We start from the raw sequence: 17,537 nt of genomic DNA, 5'->3' as shown, positions 1-17,537 counted from the left end.
ACTTCCGTATAAGATTTTTTGTGGTTGAAAAATGAACAATTTTCTGATTAATAATATAATTGAAATAATAAGGTAACTTATGTTTCTTTAATTTTTATTTTAATAATTATATTATAAATGAGATCTATATGAACATTTTAAATAATAACACAGCAATTTCTAATTACACATCAGCAGCTTTACATTTACTTAATCAAACAATGGGGTATACCTATCAAGCGGCACTTCGTGCTGCCACGGTTCTCGGTGTAGCCGATCATTTAAGCAATGGGCCAAAAACAGTGCATGAACTCGCCAAAACTGTCGGAGCCCAAGAGCAGCAGTTACACCGAGTTCTGCGGCTGCTTGCCACACGGAATATCTTTCATGAAACCGAAGATAAATGGTTTTCACTCACTCCAGCCGCAGAGTTTCTGCGCAAAGACACACACCATTCCCTCCGAGCCGCAGTATTGATGATGACTGACCGGACATTTTGGCAACCTCTTGGTGAGATTGTAGAAAGCGTCCGCGGCAATCCTGCCTTCAAACACCTCTACGGACTTCCTTTCTTTGATTATTGGGCGCAGACGGACACGCAGACTGATGATTTTCACGTCGGTATGTCCTCAATGTCTAAAGTGGAAAATTTGTTTCTCGTGCACAGTTATGATTTCCCGAAAAACGCAACAGTTGTCGATATAGCTGGCGGGTTTGGTAGCCTGTTATTAGAAGTATTACAGGCTAATACAACCCTGCGAGGGGTTCTTTTCGACCAACCACACGTACTCGCCAGACATGAACTTGGCGCGCTAGGTGATGATACGCGGTGGGAGATTACTTCTGGCGACTTTTTCGAGTCATGTCCTCAGGGCGATATATATCTGCTCAAGTACATTATGCACGACTGGTCTGATGAACAATGTATACAAATTCTACGTAACTGCCGACAAGCGATGTCCCCTGATGGACGAATATTGGTAATGGACCCTGTGATCCCTAATGGCAACGTTTCACATGCAGGTAAAGAAATGGATCTTCTCTGTATGGGGATCTACGAAGAAGGACGTGAACGCACAGAGGATGAACTACGACAATTGTTGGCTAACGCAGGCTTAAAACTCAATCGTGTCATTGATACAGGCTGTCACATTTCGATTGTTGAAGCCATTGCCGAATGAGTTCCTGCGCATTAAGTCAGCCAGGTAAAACTTCCTTATTTTCACAATATATTGAGGAAATAGTAATGTCCTTTCACAAAAGAAGTCTTGCCATTGTCGGAGGCGGGGCTGCTGGGGTGGCGACATTCATCGCAGCAGTGCAACATCGTGCAGCGCAAATCATTTATGTTATTGAACCTGGGCCGGTTGGCCCAGGAATGGCCTTTTTCAATTTGGATGGCGATGTACTCTGCAATACTTCGATCGATACCATGTCAGTCGTGGCTGATAATCCTCTGGACTTTCTGGATTATTTGCATAAACACGGCCATATCGTTACACCGGAATCTTTCGTGCCGCGGCAGTGGGTAGGAAACTATCTGAATCAAAGATTTCTGGAATTTAGCACTATTGCTCTCAAAACAGGAATCGATGTTTTCCATATGCCCCATTTATTTAGGGGGTTGAAGGTCAATCCACATCGTTGTTACACACTCTGGCATGGTGATAGCTTGACACCTCAATCACTGGAAGTGACTGATGTCATTTTCTGTACAGGCTTAGGTGCTTCTCGGCTCCCTGATGTGTTGAAACCCCACTTGACTCGCCCAACTTTTATCCACAGCCCCTATCCAGAGAAAGAGATGTTAGCCAGAATACCCCCGCAATCGCGGGTATTGGTTATCGGCAGTAAACTTGCAGCAATCGATGCGGCTATTCTTCTCTGTCGTGAAGGCCATAGCGTCACCATGACTTCGCCATCAGGAGATATTCCCGCTGTCCGTTCGCGGCTTGTAAAAAGCCCTGGAACCTTCTTTGAGCATAAAAATACAATGTCGATAATGAACCGTCAGGGGAATCAATTGACCCATTTTTTTCCTGACTCATTGAAGCACGCGTATCTAAAATATTTCTACCGTGCACTCAAAAAATACACAAAAATACCCTGGCGAGAACAGTTTTCTAATGCCAATAGTTGTCGGGAACGTCTGCGTGAAGAAATCGCTATTGCCGAGCAAGGGAAGAGTCAATGGCAAGATATGATAGTCAATTTCGTGTATGTCGTTAACGAAGTGCATTTACATGATAACACCTATTTTGGCGGTTCATTTCATCCCAACTTCGAAAAAATGCTTCATCGATATATCACCGCCATTGCTTTGCCCAATGCACAGAAACTTCTGCACTATATGGATAGTGGTTCTCTGCTCATTCAGAAAGGAGAAATTCTAAATGTTGTTATAGAAGAAGGAGAGGCAAATACCTGGTTAGTCAACTTAGGGCAGGATTATCAACCATTTGATGCGATTGTCGCTGCTGTTGGTTATCACCAACCTGACTTTATCCTTGACGAGGATGGGATACTTGAGATTGATACTCACGGCCAGCGTTCAGAACGCGCCATATCGATCTCGCCAGAAATGGGAGTCATCCCTCCTGACTTTAAGGAAAAAGAAAGTATTTGGTTTGTCGGAACGCCTGCGCATAAGCGGTTATGGGTACCTAATGCCCTCTTCGTGGTCGCAAATGTAGCGAATCTGGTTATTAAAAGTATGCTGAAATTAGATGTTCAAGTCACATCAACTATCGGCAATACCGAAAAAGAGCTGGAAATAAGCACATAATTTTAACCGTTCCACCCAAGCTACGACAGTGAAAAAGGAAGATCCCGAAGAAGTTACAAAAGAGGCAAGCCATCTTACAAGCAATCATAGATGGATAACGTAAATCCCGATAACACGTTAATTGAAAAATGGCCCACATTCATGGGCCATTTATTAATCAAGATCAGTTAATAAAACTATCAGGCAAGTTTAGATTTCCCGTTTATGGTATCAGACCACGCCGTCATAATGGTTGACTTCGTTTTACTATCAAGCGAATCAATAAAGCCGCTGTCTCCCATATTAGGCGCGAATCCACTCATAGCCTGCACCAGAGAATCTACCGCATTGGCAGAAAGTACCGTATATTCACGCTCGCCCTGTGTATCTTTATCCCCCATTTGGGTGATGATATCCGCACGGTTACCATTGAAATAGTCGTTGAACGTCACAGAACCCATTGCCTCAAACTGCCCCTGTGCAGAGGTATCTTTGACATTACGCTGGGTCAACAGCACCAAGTCGTAACCGCTGCGTTGTAACCACAAGTTTTGCCCATTGATATCATTGAAAATAATCTTGTCACCTTGCTTGATATCTTCAACTACGTTATCAATCACATCACCGCTGACCACAAAGCTATTCACGCCCGTGCCACCCTTGAAGCGGTTTTGGTATCCGCCCAGTATCAGCAGATCATCACCATCACCGCCGTTAAGCTGGCTGAACTTAGATACCACATCGGCAATCAGGTGATCATTACCTGTACCACCATTGATGATAGCGTGATAACCCATCAGTTTGATGGCATTGTTGCCCACATTACCATCGATCTGGTTATAGTTACCGAATACTGTCGCAAAGTCGTTACCTTCGCCTAAATCCACTCGGTTATTATTACCAATGGCTACAACGTAATCCTGATCTTCTCCCGCATCAATGCGGTTAAAGTTGCCGGAAGCCACGATATAGTCGCGTCCCTTGCCGCCATCAACCATGCCACCTTCACCAAAGACAAAGGCCTGATCATCGCCACTTCCCATATAGGCGTAGTTAATCCGTCCAGCCAATACCGCAACATCGTTGCCCGCACCGCCAAACATCATGTTTTCACGCCCCATCATAACACCCACATCATTACCCTGGCCGCCGGTGAAAATATTCGAGGTTCCTACGGAATAGAAGACGTCGTCACCACGGCCGCCCCAGACGTTGTTGTTATCGCCCAGATACGCACCGAGATCTTTACCATCACCCCCCCAGTTAAAGTTGTAGTTACCAAGGGAAACGTGAATATCACCGTCTCCTTGCAGATGGCCGCTGTTACGCAGGAAGTCGAAGGTTTTATCCTCTATGTTCAACAGATCAGCTGTCAGGTTCTTTTTCAGGTTAGTGACCAGCGATTTCATCTCGGCCTGCTTATCCTGATTGAACAGCGTTGCAAACAGGTTTGGCAGGTTCAGGGAAGTCAAACCAACGGGGCGATCTGCCTGTACATCTGCTGTTTCCGGTGTTGATTCATCCCCTTTGCTGATGGATACATGCCCTTCCTGACTTTCATCAGGTGCTTTTGCTTTCAGGCCGTGGCTTTCAGCAAAAGATCTCACACCATCAGCCCCCATATTCAAGCTAGCTTTCAGACTATCGAGTAGTTTTTCTTGATCAGTGAAGGCTTGCAGTTGATCACTACTGAATTCACCGATGATTTCCAGCATTTGACGCAGAATAGCGACACCATCAACAGGCTGGCCTGAACGGGAGACAATATCACCTTTCGGGGTATAATCTACGCCAAAGATATCTGCCAGCGTGGTATCCGCGTTGACGCCTGCCAGATCCCCCAACAATTTATTTTTGAGCTGACGAGGCAAGTCCGTTGGGCTAAAGGTAAACGTGGTTTTTGCCATCCCCGTTGAGGTATATTCCTGCGTCATCAAGCCGAACAGCGATCCCAGGTTGGTATCCAGAATCGACTGAATATTGTCACCGAACATAAAGTTCCAGTTACCCGCCGTTACCTGAATATCAGCACCCTGCCCACCAACGGCAAAGTTAAAGGCCAGTTTTTCATTCGCTTGACGGAACTTATCCGCCCGACTGATTTTGCCCATTTCAGGAGTATTGCCATTTCCACTCAGCCATTGGTTGTATTTCTTGTTCAATGTGCTTTCGAGATCATTTTTCAGGCCACGGCTGCTACGTTCATTTTGCGAGTCGAGATCTGTCAGGGTTTTATAGTCTACACTGCTGGTTAAATCGAGACCGGACAGATCACTGACATATTTCTTCGCACTTTCCAATGTCCATTGCTGGTTTTGTGTAGCTAACCAGTCCGGTGAGTTAAACGATCCGGCAATGTTTTGCAATACACCAGAAATGCGTGCTGCACCGTCAAATGGGTTAACCAACGGTGGTGTCGGAATGGATTTTTCCAGCATGACGATCAGATCATTACTGCGTCCTATGTTGAAACTGATGTTGCGGTTGCCTACAAACAGTTGTGCTCCTTCCAATGCCTGATAACCGGCAATATCAACACTGTGTTTGCTGTTACCCTCACCAATGTGAACCATCACATTGTTATCACCAAAGGCCATGGACTTAAAGCCGCCTGTACCGACCTTGATACCTACATTGGTGGTTCCCCAGTTAATGACCGTAAACTCACCATCACCAGCTTGTACCTGAATATTACCGGAATAACTCAGCTGGTTATTTGATGATACTACTGTTGAATGGTTATCTGCCGTATCACGTTGTTTTGGCGCATGGAATGTCTCGGCATTGTCCGCAATAGCGCCTTGCGCTTTTGCAGCAACCTCAGTCTGACCCACGCGGGATAAGTTGATGTCATTTTCAGCGATACCACGGCGAACACGTTCAGAGTGACTTTCCAATTCACCTTTGTCATTCCACCCCAACACGAGCTTATTATCCGTAAGTTTGTGTACCCACTGTTCCTGCGCATCTTTGGTGTATTTACGGCCAATACTGTCTACCGCAACCTCACTGCTGCGCGCCGATACGGTGGTACGGATACCCAGCTTATCCAGTTCCGAAATAAAGTGATGGGCGAAACCATTGCGGTTATCATCGCCTATCAGAGAACAACCCACGAGGCTGATATGATCTGGCCTCCCCACCTGTTTGAAATCAGTACGGAACTGTTTCAGTTTCAAGGCCAGTTCATCCGCACTGTAACCGCTCATGCGCGTATGATTCTGCGCTAACTCTTCACGTCCATGCCCAACAATCTGCCAGCGTAATTTGCCGGACTGTAATTTATCGGACAAAACAGCCGGATCACCATACACCACGCGATATTGACCGTTGGCATCAAGCTGAACGATCACACTGGAATCCGGGTGCTTACCCGCCAAGTTCGCAGCGGCTTCCGCAACCACAGGATCATTTTCTGTCTGGATAATAACCTGACCAGCAAAGCGGCTATCGCCACCTTCAGGCTGTGGTTTGACCGCAATATCTTCCCAAGAATTAACATCTTGGTTATTCACGTGCATATGGCTTTCCAGCGAGTTATCACTTAATGGTTTTTTTACACCATCAGCCGCATCAATCCCTATCGGTTTCTTGATTGAGGCATCATCAAATACCGGCAGTTCTAACATGTCTCGCATAGTGATTTTATCAGCCGCTCTTGGACGATAAGTTGCCAAAACCTCACCATCAATGACTGCTACACGCTCGAAAACACTTTCCCCTGCTGCGTTCTTCGGCAACCTGTAGCTTTGTGCCATATTCAGATCGGATTCACCGAAGAAACGCGTCACGTAAGCACTAAACTTCTCCGCTGACGAAAATTCAACAATCCCCACGTTTGGATCATAGAAACCATAAACACGATCCTCACTATTTCCTTTGGCCCACGCCGCCATTGCATGGTCTGGTCCATCCAGTTCAAGCAACACGGGTTTATCTTCTGTATTGCCAGCGGTAATTCTCTGGATCACGCCATCTACTGTCAGTGCTTTCGTGTCTTCCAGTTTCTCTTTCCACACTTTGATAAATGTGTCTGCCATCGGGTTCTTGGCATGCAGTGCTGCTAAAGAGCCCAACAGCTTATCCGCGTTGGCGCGCTCAGTTGCAGAATACAGATCTGGATTACTAAGTACAGCCGCCGAGGAATACATTTTTTCCAGCAATTGACGGGCAACACCATCCTGACCATCATTTTCAAGTTGTTTCGCAACCAGAACCAGTTTCGATAATGGATCACAACGTCCGCCAAAACCATCATTTGACAGATTCAACAATAACAACTGTGGTGCCAGTTGTTCGCTTGCCTTAGTATCAGCAATGCCCGTTGAAGCGACATCACGGAACAAGCGATTGTATTTCTCAGCTCTTGGCTGGAAAGTGACTTTTAAGGCGCGGCTTTCAATTTCCCAAGCCAAAGCCCCTTTTTGTTCTGGACTCCAGTTACCTTTAACCAGCAAATCTACCAATTGCTTGATATTCATGTTTGGACGGAAGCCATTCACCACCTGCTCCGCATGACCCTGCTTGTAGCCGGCTAAAAAATCCTCCGTTGTGCGAATATCTTTCGGTTTTTTACCTGGGCTGGATGACTGTGGTTTTAGTGCTTCGCCGTAACGTTTCAGGTCGCTCTTGATACCTTTGAGTACTTTTGATTCATCAGACTGAGGTTTCACATCAAACGCATCAGTCGCACTCTGCCCTGCATTTGGTTGTTTGGTAATATTTTCCGCCGACGCTTTGAGTGTAAATTTACCATTTTCCGAATTAGCAACGACTTTATCGATATTCGACTGCACAAGGTTAGCCGCCTGCCTGAAATTGTTACTTTCAACTTCAACCAGGACTTTCTCACCTTTCTTCGTTGTCACTTCTAACGTCACGGCATCGTTACCGTAATCAACCACTCGTCCTGTGACATTTGAACCCAGCTTAAATGCCTTACCCTGCTCTTTCAGTGCACGCAATACGTACTGTTGTTCACCTGCACGCGCCTGTTTCCAGACTCCGTCATAATGGGTAATGGTGCCATCTTCAAACGTATTGTAGTTAACATAGAAACTTTGGTTTTCTTCTCTGCTGGCGACATATTCATAACCCAATTTGGATTGATATCCCGTTAGTATTCCTTTATGGAAAGAGTCCATAAAGTGTTCAAAATCGCTATAGTTATCAAATGACTTGATACCAAAGTTAGGATCATAGAATGACCAAACGGTTTGATTTTCCCCTTTATGCACAACAACGGCCATTGCGTGATCTTCAGACATAAAGGACATATATGTCGTCTTATCCACATTGCGTAGTTGCTCCATGACAGACTCATAGCCAGCAACATCATTGCTCATCGAGCGGTCAATTCTATCTCCTGTCAGCCCGTTGGCTTTTAGCTTGCCGCCATAAGCTTGATTGGCTTTCCTGCGGTTTACCAAATTAGACATATTTTGCGTCTGGCTATACTGCATTGACAGCAGATCTTGAATTGCCGGACCAATATTTTGGCGGCGATACTGATTAAGCAAAGAGGCTTCAATCGAATTGATATCACTCTTTTTATTCACACTATTGTCATTGTAGGCTTTGACCGCATCCGTCAGCCACGATAAATACGCTTTACCACCACCGACTCCATGTACTCGCTCTTCTATCAGGTAACGGCCAGATAAGGCAAAACAGATGCCTTCCAGAAATTCTTTTGACTCAACGTGATTCCCATTAGTCAGGAGTACATTGCCAATTTCCGGTACCAATTTCTCAAGATTATTTAGCAGAGACTCTCCCTGCGTGAAATGGAATGAGTATTTATCCAACTCTTTTCCACCTGATTTCACATCAAACAGGGTGTAAACCATTTTTTCCAACAAGCCTGCCTTCACGCTACCACTTTCACGCTTAGGTTCGGAAAGTGTTGAGACAATCAGATCGGCGTATTGGCGTATCAATCCACTGTCTTCATGGCCATAGAAGGTCTGTTCACCCGATACCTGATAACCCGCTACAACCAGCTTGGCACGCAGTTTTTCCCCTTCTTTGCCCAATCCTTCATTATCGGTCAATAGCATGATTGGCGTCTGTTTCGAGATGCCTTGCAGATTTTTCTCCAACGAGAACTGACCATTAACAAATTTAGCCAGCCCCGCCGTGATCCCCGCAGGGTTTGGTACTTCATGGGCGGTAATCGCTTTGGTCATGCTTGGCATTGGCCTGTCAAGCAACAAACCCGAAACTGGCTGTCCGTTGCGCTCTGCATAACGGGCAAGATCCGCCGCTACCGCCCCACCCATGGAATAGCCATGGATAATAATATTTTCAGGCTTGATGCCACGGTCATTAACCAAATAGCTGAGCATGGTACGGGCATCCTGATAAAGCCCTTTTTCGCTTGGATGACCATCACTGGAACCATAACCCCGCATGTTCACCGCCAACATATCCACACCCTGTTTTTGGTAATGATTTTGGATAATGCTGGCTTGTTCTTCCGCAGATGAGCCGGAACCGTGAATGAAAAGTACAACTTTTTTCGCTGGACTATGTTCACCCTGATCTTTTTGAGCACCACTATGGTAATAACCCGTTAGACGCCCGGCTTCACCCTGTAGGGTGATCTTATCCGCGGCACCTTTGGCGACAGCCGCATCCAATATTATTTGGGTGTGATTATCGATGTTACGGCGATCTTCTCTGGAGCCATAAAGCTCATCGTTCAGGAAACGAGTCACTGGATTGAACGGTTCTCTGTCACGCGGTGGCGTACCATCATTATTAATGGCAACTTTTTCGCCACTTCTCACCGTAAATTCCGTTAGTACCAGCGATTCTTCCAGACGGACACTCACTTGTGACAACAAATTTTGTAACGCAGGAACTCGTTTTGAATCTGGATGCCCCTTCAAATAACTTTCAACCTGGTGCAGCAGATCAGTTAATTTTTCCACTGCTTCAAAGTCATTATCCTTGCTGTTTTGCAAAGTATTTTGATAGTTACTGAGGGCATCTAACACATGCCGATAACTGTCACCAAGGATCTTACCTTTAACGTAAGCGGCTTCCCGCAACTCCCCTACAGACATCAAATCAGTTTTCGGTTTATAGCTCCAGCTACCGTCGATTTTTTCCGCAATAATACGGGTACGCCCATGATCGTGGGAAACAATGCGATCTTTCACCAGATGCAACTCATCAGGCAATTGGTCGTAATTGTTATAGTTGGCGAGAATAAAACGCTCAATAGATTTAATCTGAGCTGAATCTTCTGGGTTTTCCATCATAATAGTTTTGAAACTATCATTGTTATTACCCGGCCACGGACGAATTTCAAAGCCTTTAGTATCAGATGCACGTACCAACAAATTGCGTTCTGTACGCAATCCATAGAATGGCAATGCTTGGCTCAGCAGGTTATCAATGGCACTGGTTTTGATATCCAGATCAACCAATGTATCCGGCTTATACTTGTCAGGGTTCAATGCCAGCAGCTTTTCCTGCTCTGCAAAGCTGAGTGAATCAAAACGCGCTTTTACAGAAACACCCGCTTCTGTCAATCTGCGTCCAATGGATTCAGGTGACATACCTTGATATGCTTTGGCCGTTTTATCCAGCAGGCGAATTTCCCCTACCAAGCCTTCACGCTGCAATTGACGCAATACAGGTAATTCAACATTCCAGAAATAGTTGCCAAGACGTAATCCGCCTTCCGCAATGACATAGACATCATCACGTGATCCGGTTGCATAGAGGGAACTCCAGAATCCGGTATTGCTGTATGCCGAAGCGTTAATGGTCGATTGCAAAGCTTTCTGTTCCGCAATGTCAGAATCGAGGAATATCCCTCCCCAACGCATCAGCGTCTTGTTCAGATCAATGGCAAAAGAGTTACCTTTTACATCAATATCGTAAACTACCTTCTTGCCATCAGTCTGTACTGCATCAAGAACTTCACGGTATTGCTTGAAGTTTCTACCAGACCAAAATGAAACGATGCTCTTATCGCCATGTACAGGTTCGAAGCTATAGCCATAGCTTTCCAGTCTTGAGACGAATTCGACGCGCTTATCCCAGTCGTAATCAATTGTGGCATCAACAAATAGTTTCGCTAGTGAAATAACCTGATCTTTCGGTACGCTATTTTCCGTAGCATTCAGGTAGCCTTCAACAAAGGTCACCATTTTCTGTCTGAGATCAGCAGGAATATCCGCATCAACACGGTTAAAACCAGGGACAGGAATGTAGCTATCTGTCGCAGCGCCATTGTCACTATCCAGCCAGCGATAAACATCAGCTACTTTTTGTGCCTTTATTGCCGTCGCAGACACTTTTGACGTATCAATGGATTCTGGTTGAGCCAAAGTTTCACCCAGTGCTTGCAAGCCACTGAGATCTAATCCTGAAATTCTCGGCGTATTCCTGACCCATTCAGTCACGGTATCCATGGACTGGTTGACAGGCTGATCGACTGATGTTTCGGTATGCAGAGATGTCAGAGCAGAGGCGCCAGACTCTTTTTTAGCGCGTATTCCCGCATTGATCTGCAAGCGATTCAGGGCTTCTTTGGCATCGTTCAGTTCGCTCAGATCGTTATCCAGATCTTGCAATTCTTTGCTGAATCGGCCATCTGCCTGAACAGTGAATTCAGAATTGATATTACTCTTGGATTTTTCTGCCTTTTCAACGTCGTCATAGTAATGGGATTCATAGGCTTTACCAGACAAACCGCTGCCTTTTGCGCCGGTACGGGTCGGCTGATAGCTACCATCCAGTTTCGAACCCTTGGCATCATTTTGTACTTGCACAGTTTTACTGTCTGCCACGGAGACTTCATTCTGACCATGTTGCTCTGCTTGCTGCGCTGCTACGTTGCCATCATGTTCTGCTTGTCTGGCCCTTAGCTCACGATCAAGAGCTTCTTTTTCCCTGTTTCTGGCTTGGATCAACGCTTCTTCAACATCCTGCTCAGCATGTTGATGGTTTTGATCAGCCTTAAGTACACCTGCTTCTGATTTAGCGACGGCATCCTTGATATTATCCAGATGTTCCGCTGCCGCTTTTTGTGAATTATCCAGTTGGTTTTGCGCAATTTCGCTAGCGTTGTTCAATTCGGACTGAATACGCTGCCGCAAACCAACAGCAAACTGATCACGCCATTGTTGGCCTGATTCTCCATGATAGGCGGCATGGGTTTCCAGCGCTTCCAAACCTTTGACTTTCGCCATCAGTTCATCTGTTACCGCCTGGGCTTCGCCCTTGATCGCATCACGCTGCGTCTGACCATTAGCGTTCAGAATATCCAGATCGGTAGCTTCCAGTTGTGCCTGGGTGCCAGCAATCGCTGCCAGTTGTTTATCTTTTTCCTGAACCAAACGCTGGCGACCAGCTTCTGCTTTTTCCTTATCCTGCAAGGCGTTATGGGCAGCCTTATCCTGCTGCATATGGTCAGTAATGGCACGGTCTGACAGATAAGATGATGAAGTTGCAGAAACGTTATCCAGAACGTAACCCAAACCATCACCCAAGCCGATTCCAGAAAATCCCAGTAGATTTTTGCCTGCCTTGGCGGTTAAGGTCAGTGTCTTGTTTTGCCACTCGCTTTTACCATTGGCAGCTGCAAAAACAAACTCGCCATTCCACCACACTTCCAGCCCATTATCCGCAGAGCTGCCAACTCGTCTTGCAAAATCGAACTTGACGGTAATTTCTTCACCCTCTGTCAAATTCTGGATATTCTGACAGATATGCGTGTTACCCTTGACATCAAGCTCACTGACGCGATCTCCATGCCCTTCTGCACTCAGGCCGTATGACTTAGCTGAATGACTCGCTTCAATGCCATTGGTGTATGTCCATCCCTTGGCGCCTTGCTCAAAATCACCATTGACGATCAAGTTGCGTGACTGATTTTTTGGATTCAGGTGTTTTTCGTTGCCGAGTGTCTTCTCGATACTCCCCATATCCGGGGTATCAACACCCGTCACAGAACCTTTCAGACTGTCCTTCAAGTCAGAAGTGATTTCATCCATCTCTGTCAGCTTAAAGCCATTCAGAGAGGAAACTTCCGGCAGCTCAATGGCACCACGTCCTTTATGGGTTCCCGATGTATTCGCTTCATCGCCATTTACCAGATAATTGATGCCTTGGCTGCCGGCGCTACCAAGTACTGTCTGTTTGATATTGTCAAACAGCGCATCCAGTTTATTGCTCTGTGTATTGCTTTCCGCCACCGCAAGGCTATAGAAATCACCATTACCCACCTGAATTGCCACGTTGTTACGGGCATAAGAAGCATTGATATTCAGGCCATCACCCACACGGATATTGGCATTGCCCTTGCCTTTCATAACTGAAACATTCAGGCCGTCACCCACACGAGTATTGACGTTGAATTTACCCCAAGCCACATTGACGGAAACACCATCACCGACTTTGGTATTGATATTCAGGTCGCCATGAGCCGCAGTCACGCTAAGGCCATTACCCACCGTGGTTGTGATATTGCCCTTACCTTTGGCAGCGGTCACTTGTATGCCATCACCCACTTTGGTGACAACATTGCCCTGGCTCCATAACGCGTTGAAACTATCGCCATCACCAATCTGAGTCACGATATTGGCTTCGCCCTTGGTGAGCACAACATTGCGACCATCGCCGACTTTGGTCATTACGTTAGCCTTACCCCAGGCGCCGGTATAGTCATCACCATTGCCAACGTGGGTTAAAATATTGGCTTGCCCTTGAACAACACTAACTTCCTGACCATCGCCAACTTTGGTAATGATATTCGCATCACCTTTGGCGAGGTTATAGCGATCACCATCACCAACATGGGTTAAAATATTGGCTTTGCCCCAGGCGGCATTGATGCCCAACCCATCACCCACTTTGGTGATAATGTTGCCTTCACCTTTCGCAAACCCGACCGTCGTGCCGTCACCAACATGGGTCATGATATTGCCGACTTTAGAAATCAACAGGCCGACCGCGGTTCCATCACCCACTTTGGTCAGAATATTGCCTTTACCCGCTAACAAGGCTGCCGTGGTGCTATTGCCTTCATTATTAACATGAGTCACCACGTTAGCTTCGGAAGCTGCCACAACGCCCATGAAATCATTGCCAACTTTTGTCACAATATTGGCTTTGCCTAATGCCAATACACCGGTCAAGCCATCACCGACATGGGTCATAATATTGGCTTCGCCAAACATGGCAGACAATGTTGTGCCATCACCCACTTTCGTCATGATGTTGGCTTTACCTGCAAACAAACCAATGCTGGTGCCGTTTCCGACATGGGTATAAATGTTGGCTTCACCCACCATCAGTGCCGCTGTCAGATCATCACCCACTTTGGTCAACACGTTTGCCCCACCAATCATGGCTGCGAAAGTGGAACCATCACCAATCTGGGTAAAGACATTGCCTTTGCCAATCATGGCTGACAGCGCATCACCATTGCCGACTTTGGTCGCAATATTGCCTTTGGCGATCATCAGGGCAACGCTCATACCATCGCCAATATGCGTGTAGACGTTACCCAATGCCAGCATCAGTGCCAGTGCATCACCATTGCCAACTTTCGTGAAGATATTGCCCTTCCCCCCCATCAGCGCCCAGGCATTTCCTTCTCCGACATGGGTGAAAATATTGCCAGCACCAATCATAGCCGCAATGGTTGTGCCATCACCCACTTTGGTGAAGATGTTGCCTACTGCCCCCATAATGCCTAACGTTTGCCCATCACCAACATGAGTCAAAACGTTACCGAGACCTAACATAATACCTGTAGTATCACCATTGCCGACTTTGGTCAGGATATTCGCGCCGCCCAGCATAATACCGGTGGTTTTACCATCACCAATATGTGTCAGGACATTGCCGCCACCGCCCATGAGAGCCTGTACATCACCCTTGCCCTTTTTAGTCAGAATGTTGGCACCGCCCAGCGCAATTGCTGATGTATTTGAAGAGCCGGAATAAGAAGCATCATGATTATCAATGTGGGTAATTATATTGGCACCGCCAAACATGGCTGACTGCAAATCGCCTTTACCCACTTTGGTCAGAACATTGGCGCCACCAACCAGTATTGATGAAACGTCACCGTTCCCCATTTGGGTCAGGACATTAGCACCACCAACACCAGTCCAGAAAGCATTACCATGACCGATTTGGGTATGGGTATTAAAACCACCACCCATTGAGATACGGCTGTTGCCATTGCCTTTATGAATGGAGATATTGCCAACAGCCAGAAGGTGAGCAAGATAGCGGCCATCCCCAACGCGAACCAATACGTTTGCTGCCCCACCCGCATTGACATTCATATCACCGTGCTGGCTTTGGTGCAGCAATACGTTGGCAATGCCAGCACCATTGAAATTCAGGTTACCTTCTTTGCCTTTTTTGATGATGACGTTTGCCCCACCACCACCATCGAATTCGGTGTTACCAAACTCAGAGCTATGTTCAATCACATTCGCAATGCCTGCACCTTTAAAGCTGACATTACCACGGGTAACGTTAGATTTAATGATGTTACCACCACCCGCACCGGCATAATGAATATCCCCAGAACTGTCACCATTGCCAGTTGCCGATTTGAACAGCTCCAGATCGCTATATTCATGCATATCAGGCACACGACTGGAATTTGTGCGCACAGCATTAACACTGTAATGAAGATCACTTAGCGAGTAGCTGCCGGTTCCCATATATTGGTAGCCATTGGCGGGGGAGATATTTTCGTTCGCCAAATTTGCTGTATGGTAGCCTTCTTTATATAAGGGACGAGCAAGATATTGCAGCATTCCTGTTTTTGGGTCGTTCCTTAGCTCAACCACCACAACCTTGGTATGTTTGCCAAGTTGCTTACCATAAATATAGGTGTTTGGCATCCGGTTGGATTTGACAGCTTTTACATCAACGGTGGTTCCATCGCGGTAAATAGCATAACCCCCCATTTTGGCATCAGATAAAGTGATATCTGCCGCGTCGATCTGGACACCATTGCCATAATTCACCCATTGGTTTTCCGTCAGTTTTTTCTCAACCGCATAAACCGTTACCTGTTTCCGCTGCTCAACAGTCAGGTTTGACAACGTGTATGCGCCGTCTTCACCGACTGAATTAAATCCCCCTCGCCTTGAGATATCTTGTTTTTCCAACCCCTTAAGATGCTTTCCTTCTTTATACCAGGCGGTCGAAACGTATCTCAGCTTGCCCGTTTCGGGATCATTACGGAGCTGAACCTTGTTGATTTTAGTGTAAGTCCCATCTTCAAACGCAAACAGGTAAGTATTCAACTCCCGCGTCGATTTAAACCCTGCCACCTGATGGGAGTTGCCAATCCATGAACCACTCATGGTTGCGGTTGTCAGCACAACCTCTTCCGCTTTAGCGTATTCTATCCCTTCGCTATTGAAATCATTGGCTGTTCCTTTACGGGTAATTTCGTTATAAGCGCCGACACCCGTAAAATAGATATTACCGTGTGCAACATCGGAATAGAGGCTATTGTATCCACCCCCCCCTCAAACCGGATATCTCCTTGGGTTTCAGAGTAGACGTCATCCACCTGACGAATACGTTCAACACGGTTAGATGCGCCTGCACCACGTAATGTGATGTCGCCAATTTTACCTTTACGGACAATATTATTGGCTGCTCCCGCCCCCTCAAAATCAATGTTGCCATTCTCAACTCCGGAGCTAATGATATTTGCAGCTCCGGCACCCTTGAATGTCAAATCACCACGTGAACCCTGATAACGGTTAAACCAGGTACGATCGATCTTGTTTGCGCCACCAGCTCCAGCGAAATAGAAATTTCCCTGATTAGTTTCATGCCAGAATTCGTTGTATGCACCAGCTCCCTTGAAGCTAATATCACCCTGTAAGCCCTTACGGGTGATACTATTATATCCAGCAGCGCCAGAATAAGAGATGCCACTCTTGTCTCCGGTATGATTGATTTTCACTCCACCAGCGGCGCCCTCAAATCTGATTAGCCCACTCTGTGTCTTGTTGATTGAAGTGAAACCAGAACCCCCTTTCACTGTCAGATTGCCAGTCGTGTCATTGACTTTCAGATAGCCAGTCGCTCCCGAAATAGTGTCATCGCCCCACGTGGTATTGACTGTCACATTAATAGAACCGACAACTATGTTGTCATTTCCACCATAAGCATTAATGACACCATTAATACCGACACCGAAGGCATGTATTGTGTTTCCATCATCATCATCTTCGTATCTCTCAGTAAAGAAGTATTCCGCACTGCGGCTAGATGACTTTCCCATAAAATAATCCTGATATTGGGTAAAAAAAATTAAACAGTGAACCACTGTACCCGACGGATACAGCGGTTATTTGGAACATCCAGAGTTCCCCTGACTGTGCAGGCTTTTTGCCCTTTCCATGCGGCAAAGACACGCCGACGCAGATCGCAGGCAATGTCACGCGCATGTCCGAAAGGCGCAATCATTTCTGGAAAAAAGATATGCTGGCCGGAACGCCAATCTTCCCGCACAATTTCCCGCTCACCGGAAAGAATTGCATCCCGACTGCTGTCAGACAAAAAAGCCCAATTACAAAAAGCAACTGGGCGTTGATGTTCATCTTCGTAATAGCAAAACTGATTAAGCTGGAATGATGGCAAGATACGTTGTTGCCATTCAGCAACTAAATAACGTCGGTGCAAGGGGGAGTGCTGACAAAGCAACATCACCCCACCAATCATTGCCTGTATTTCATTCGCACTCAGTGTTGCTGGTTGATGTGTAATCATCATAGGTTAGCAACGC

5 protein-coding genes are annotated in these 17,537 nt (G+C 46.3%); 2 read left to right on the top strand and 3 right to left on the bottom strand.

What is annotated here, in order from left to right:
• Positions 1 to 128: 128 nt before the first annotated feature.
• Both BDE27_RS10670 and BDE27_RS10665 read left to right on the top strand, forming a co-directional pair.
• Entirely contained in the window at positions 129 to 1,160 is a 1,032-nt protein-coding gene (locus BDE27_RS10670) for a methyltransferase (RefSeq protein ID WP_099131125.1), read from the top strand.
• Between the two features lie 65 nt (positions 1,161 to 1,225).
• Entirely contained in the window at positions 1,226 to 2,764 is a 1,539-nt protein-coding gene (locus tag BDE27_RS10665) for an FAD/NAD(P)-binding protein (RefSeq protein ID WP_167450583.1), read from the top strand.
• Positions 2,765 to 2,943: 179 nt separating this feature from the next.
• Here the strand turns inward: BDE27_RS10665 and rtxA are convergent, their stop codons facing one another.
• The 3 genes from rtxA to rtxC are packed head-to-tail and all read right to left on the bottom strand — an operon-like array spanning position 2,944 to position 17,524.
• The gene (gene rtxA, locus BDE27_RS19950; RefSeq protein ID WP_244208785.1) at positions 2,944 to 16,218 is read right to left on the bottom strand and encodes an MARTX multifunctional-autoprocessing repeats-in-toxin holotoxin RtxA; all 13,275 of its coding nucleotides are present in this window, start codon (positions 16,216 to 16,218) and stop codon (positions 2,944 to 2,946) included.
• Complete coding sequence (locus tag BDE27_RS19945; protein WP_167450582.1) at positions 16,140 to 17,033, bottom strand: hypothetical protein; 894 nt, start codon at positions 17,031 to 17,033, stop codon at positions 16,140 to 16,142. Before BDE27_RS19945 ends, rtxA begins: the two co-directional genes overlap by 79 nt.
• A gap of 29 nt (positions 17,034 to 17,062) precedes the next feature.
• On the bottom strand, positions 17,063 to 17,524 hold the full coding sequence (gene rtxC, locus BDE27_RS10645) for an RTX toxin-activating lysine-acyltransferase RtxC (protein WP_099131122.1): 462 nt from the start codon (positions 17,522 to 17,524) through the stop codon (positions 17,063 to 17,065).
• Between the last annotated feature and the right edge of the window lie 13 nt (positions 17,525 to 17,537).

It is taken from the genome of Xenorhabdus ehlersii, assembly GCF_003610465.1.
GTDB classification, from domain to species: Bacteria; Pseudomonadota; Gammaproteobacteria; order Enterobacterales; family Enterobacteriaceae; genus Xenorhabdus; species Xenorhabdus ehlersii.
Note: the sequence above shows the minus strand (reverse complement) of the source record. Positions and strands in the feature narration are given on the sequence as shown.

Coding starts and splice junctions, on each gene's coding strand:
- rtxC (WP_099131122.1), bottom strand. CDS start 17,524: ATGATGATTACACATCAACCAGCAACACTGAGTGCGAATGAAATACAG.
- BDE27_RS10665 (WP_167450583.1), top strand. CDS start 1,226: ATGTCCTTTCACAAAAGAAGTCTTGCCATTGTCGGAGGCGGGGCTGCT.
- BDE27_RS19945 (WP_167450582.1), bottom strand. CDS start 17,033: ATGGGAAAGTCATCTAGCCGCAGTGCGGAATACTTCTTTACTGAGAGA.
- BDE27_RS10670 (WP_099131125.1), top strand. CDS start 129: ATGAACATTTTAAATAATAACACAGCAATTTCTAATTACACATCAGCA.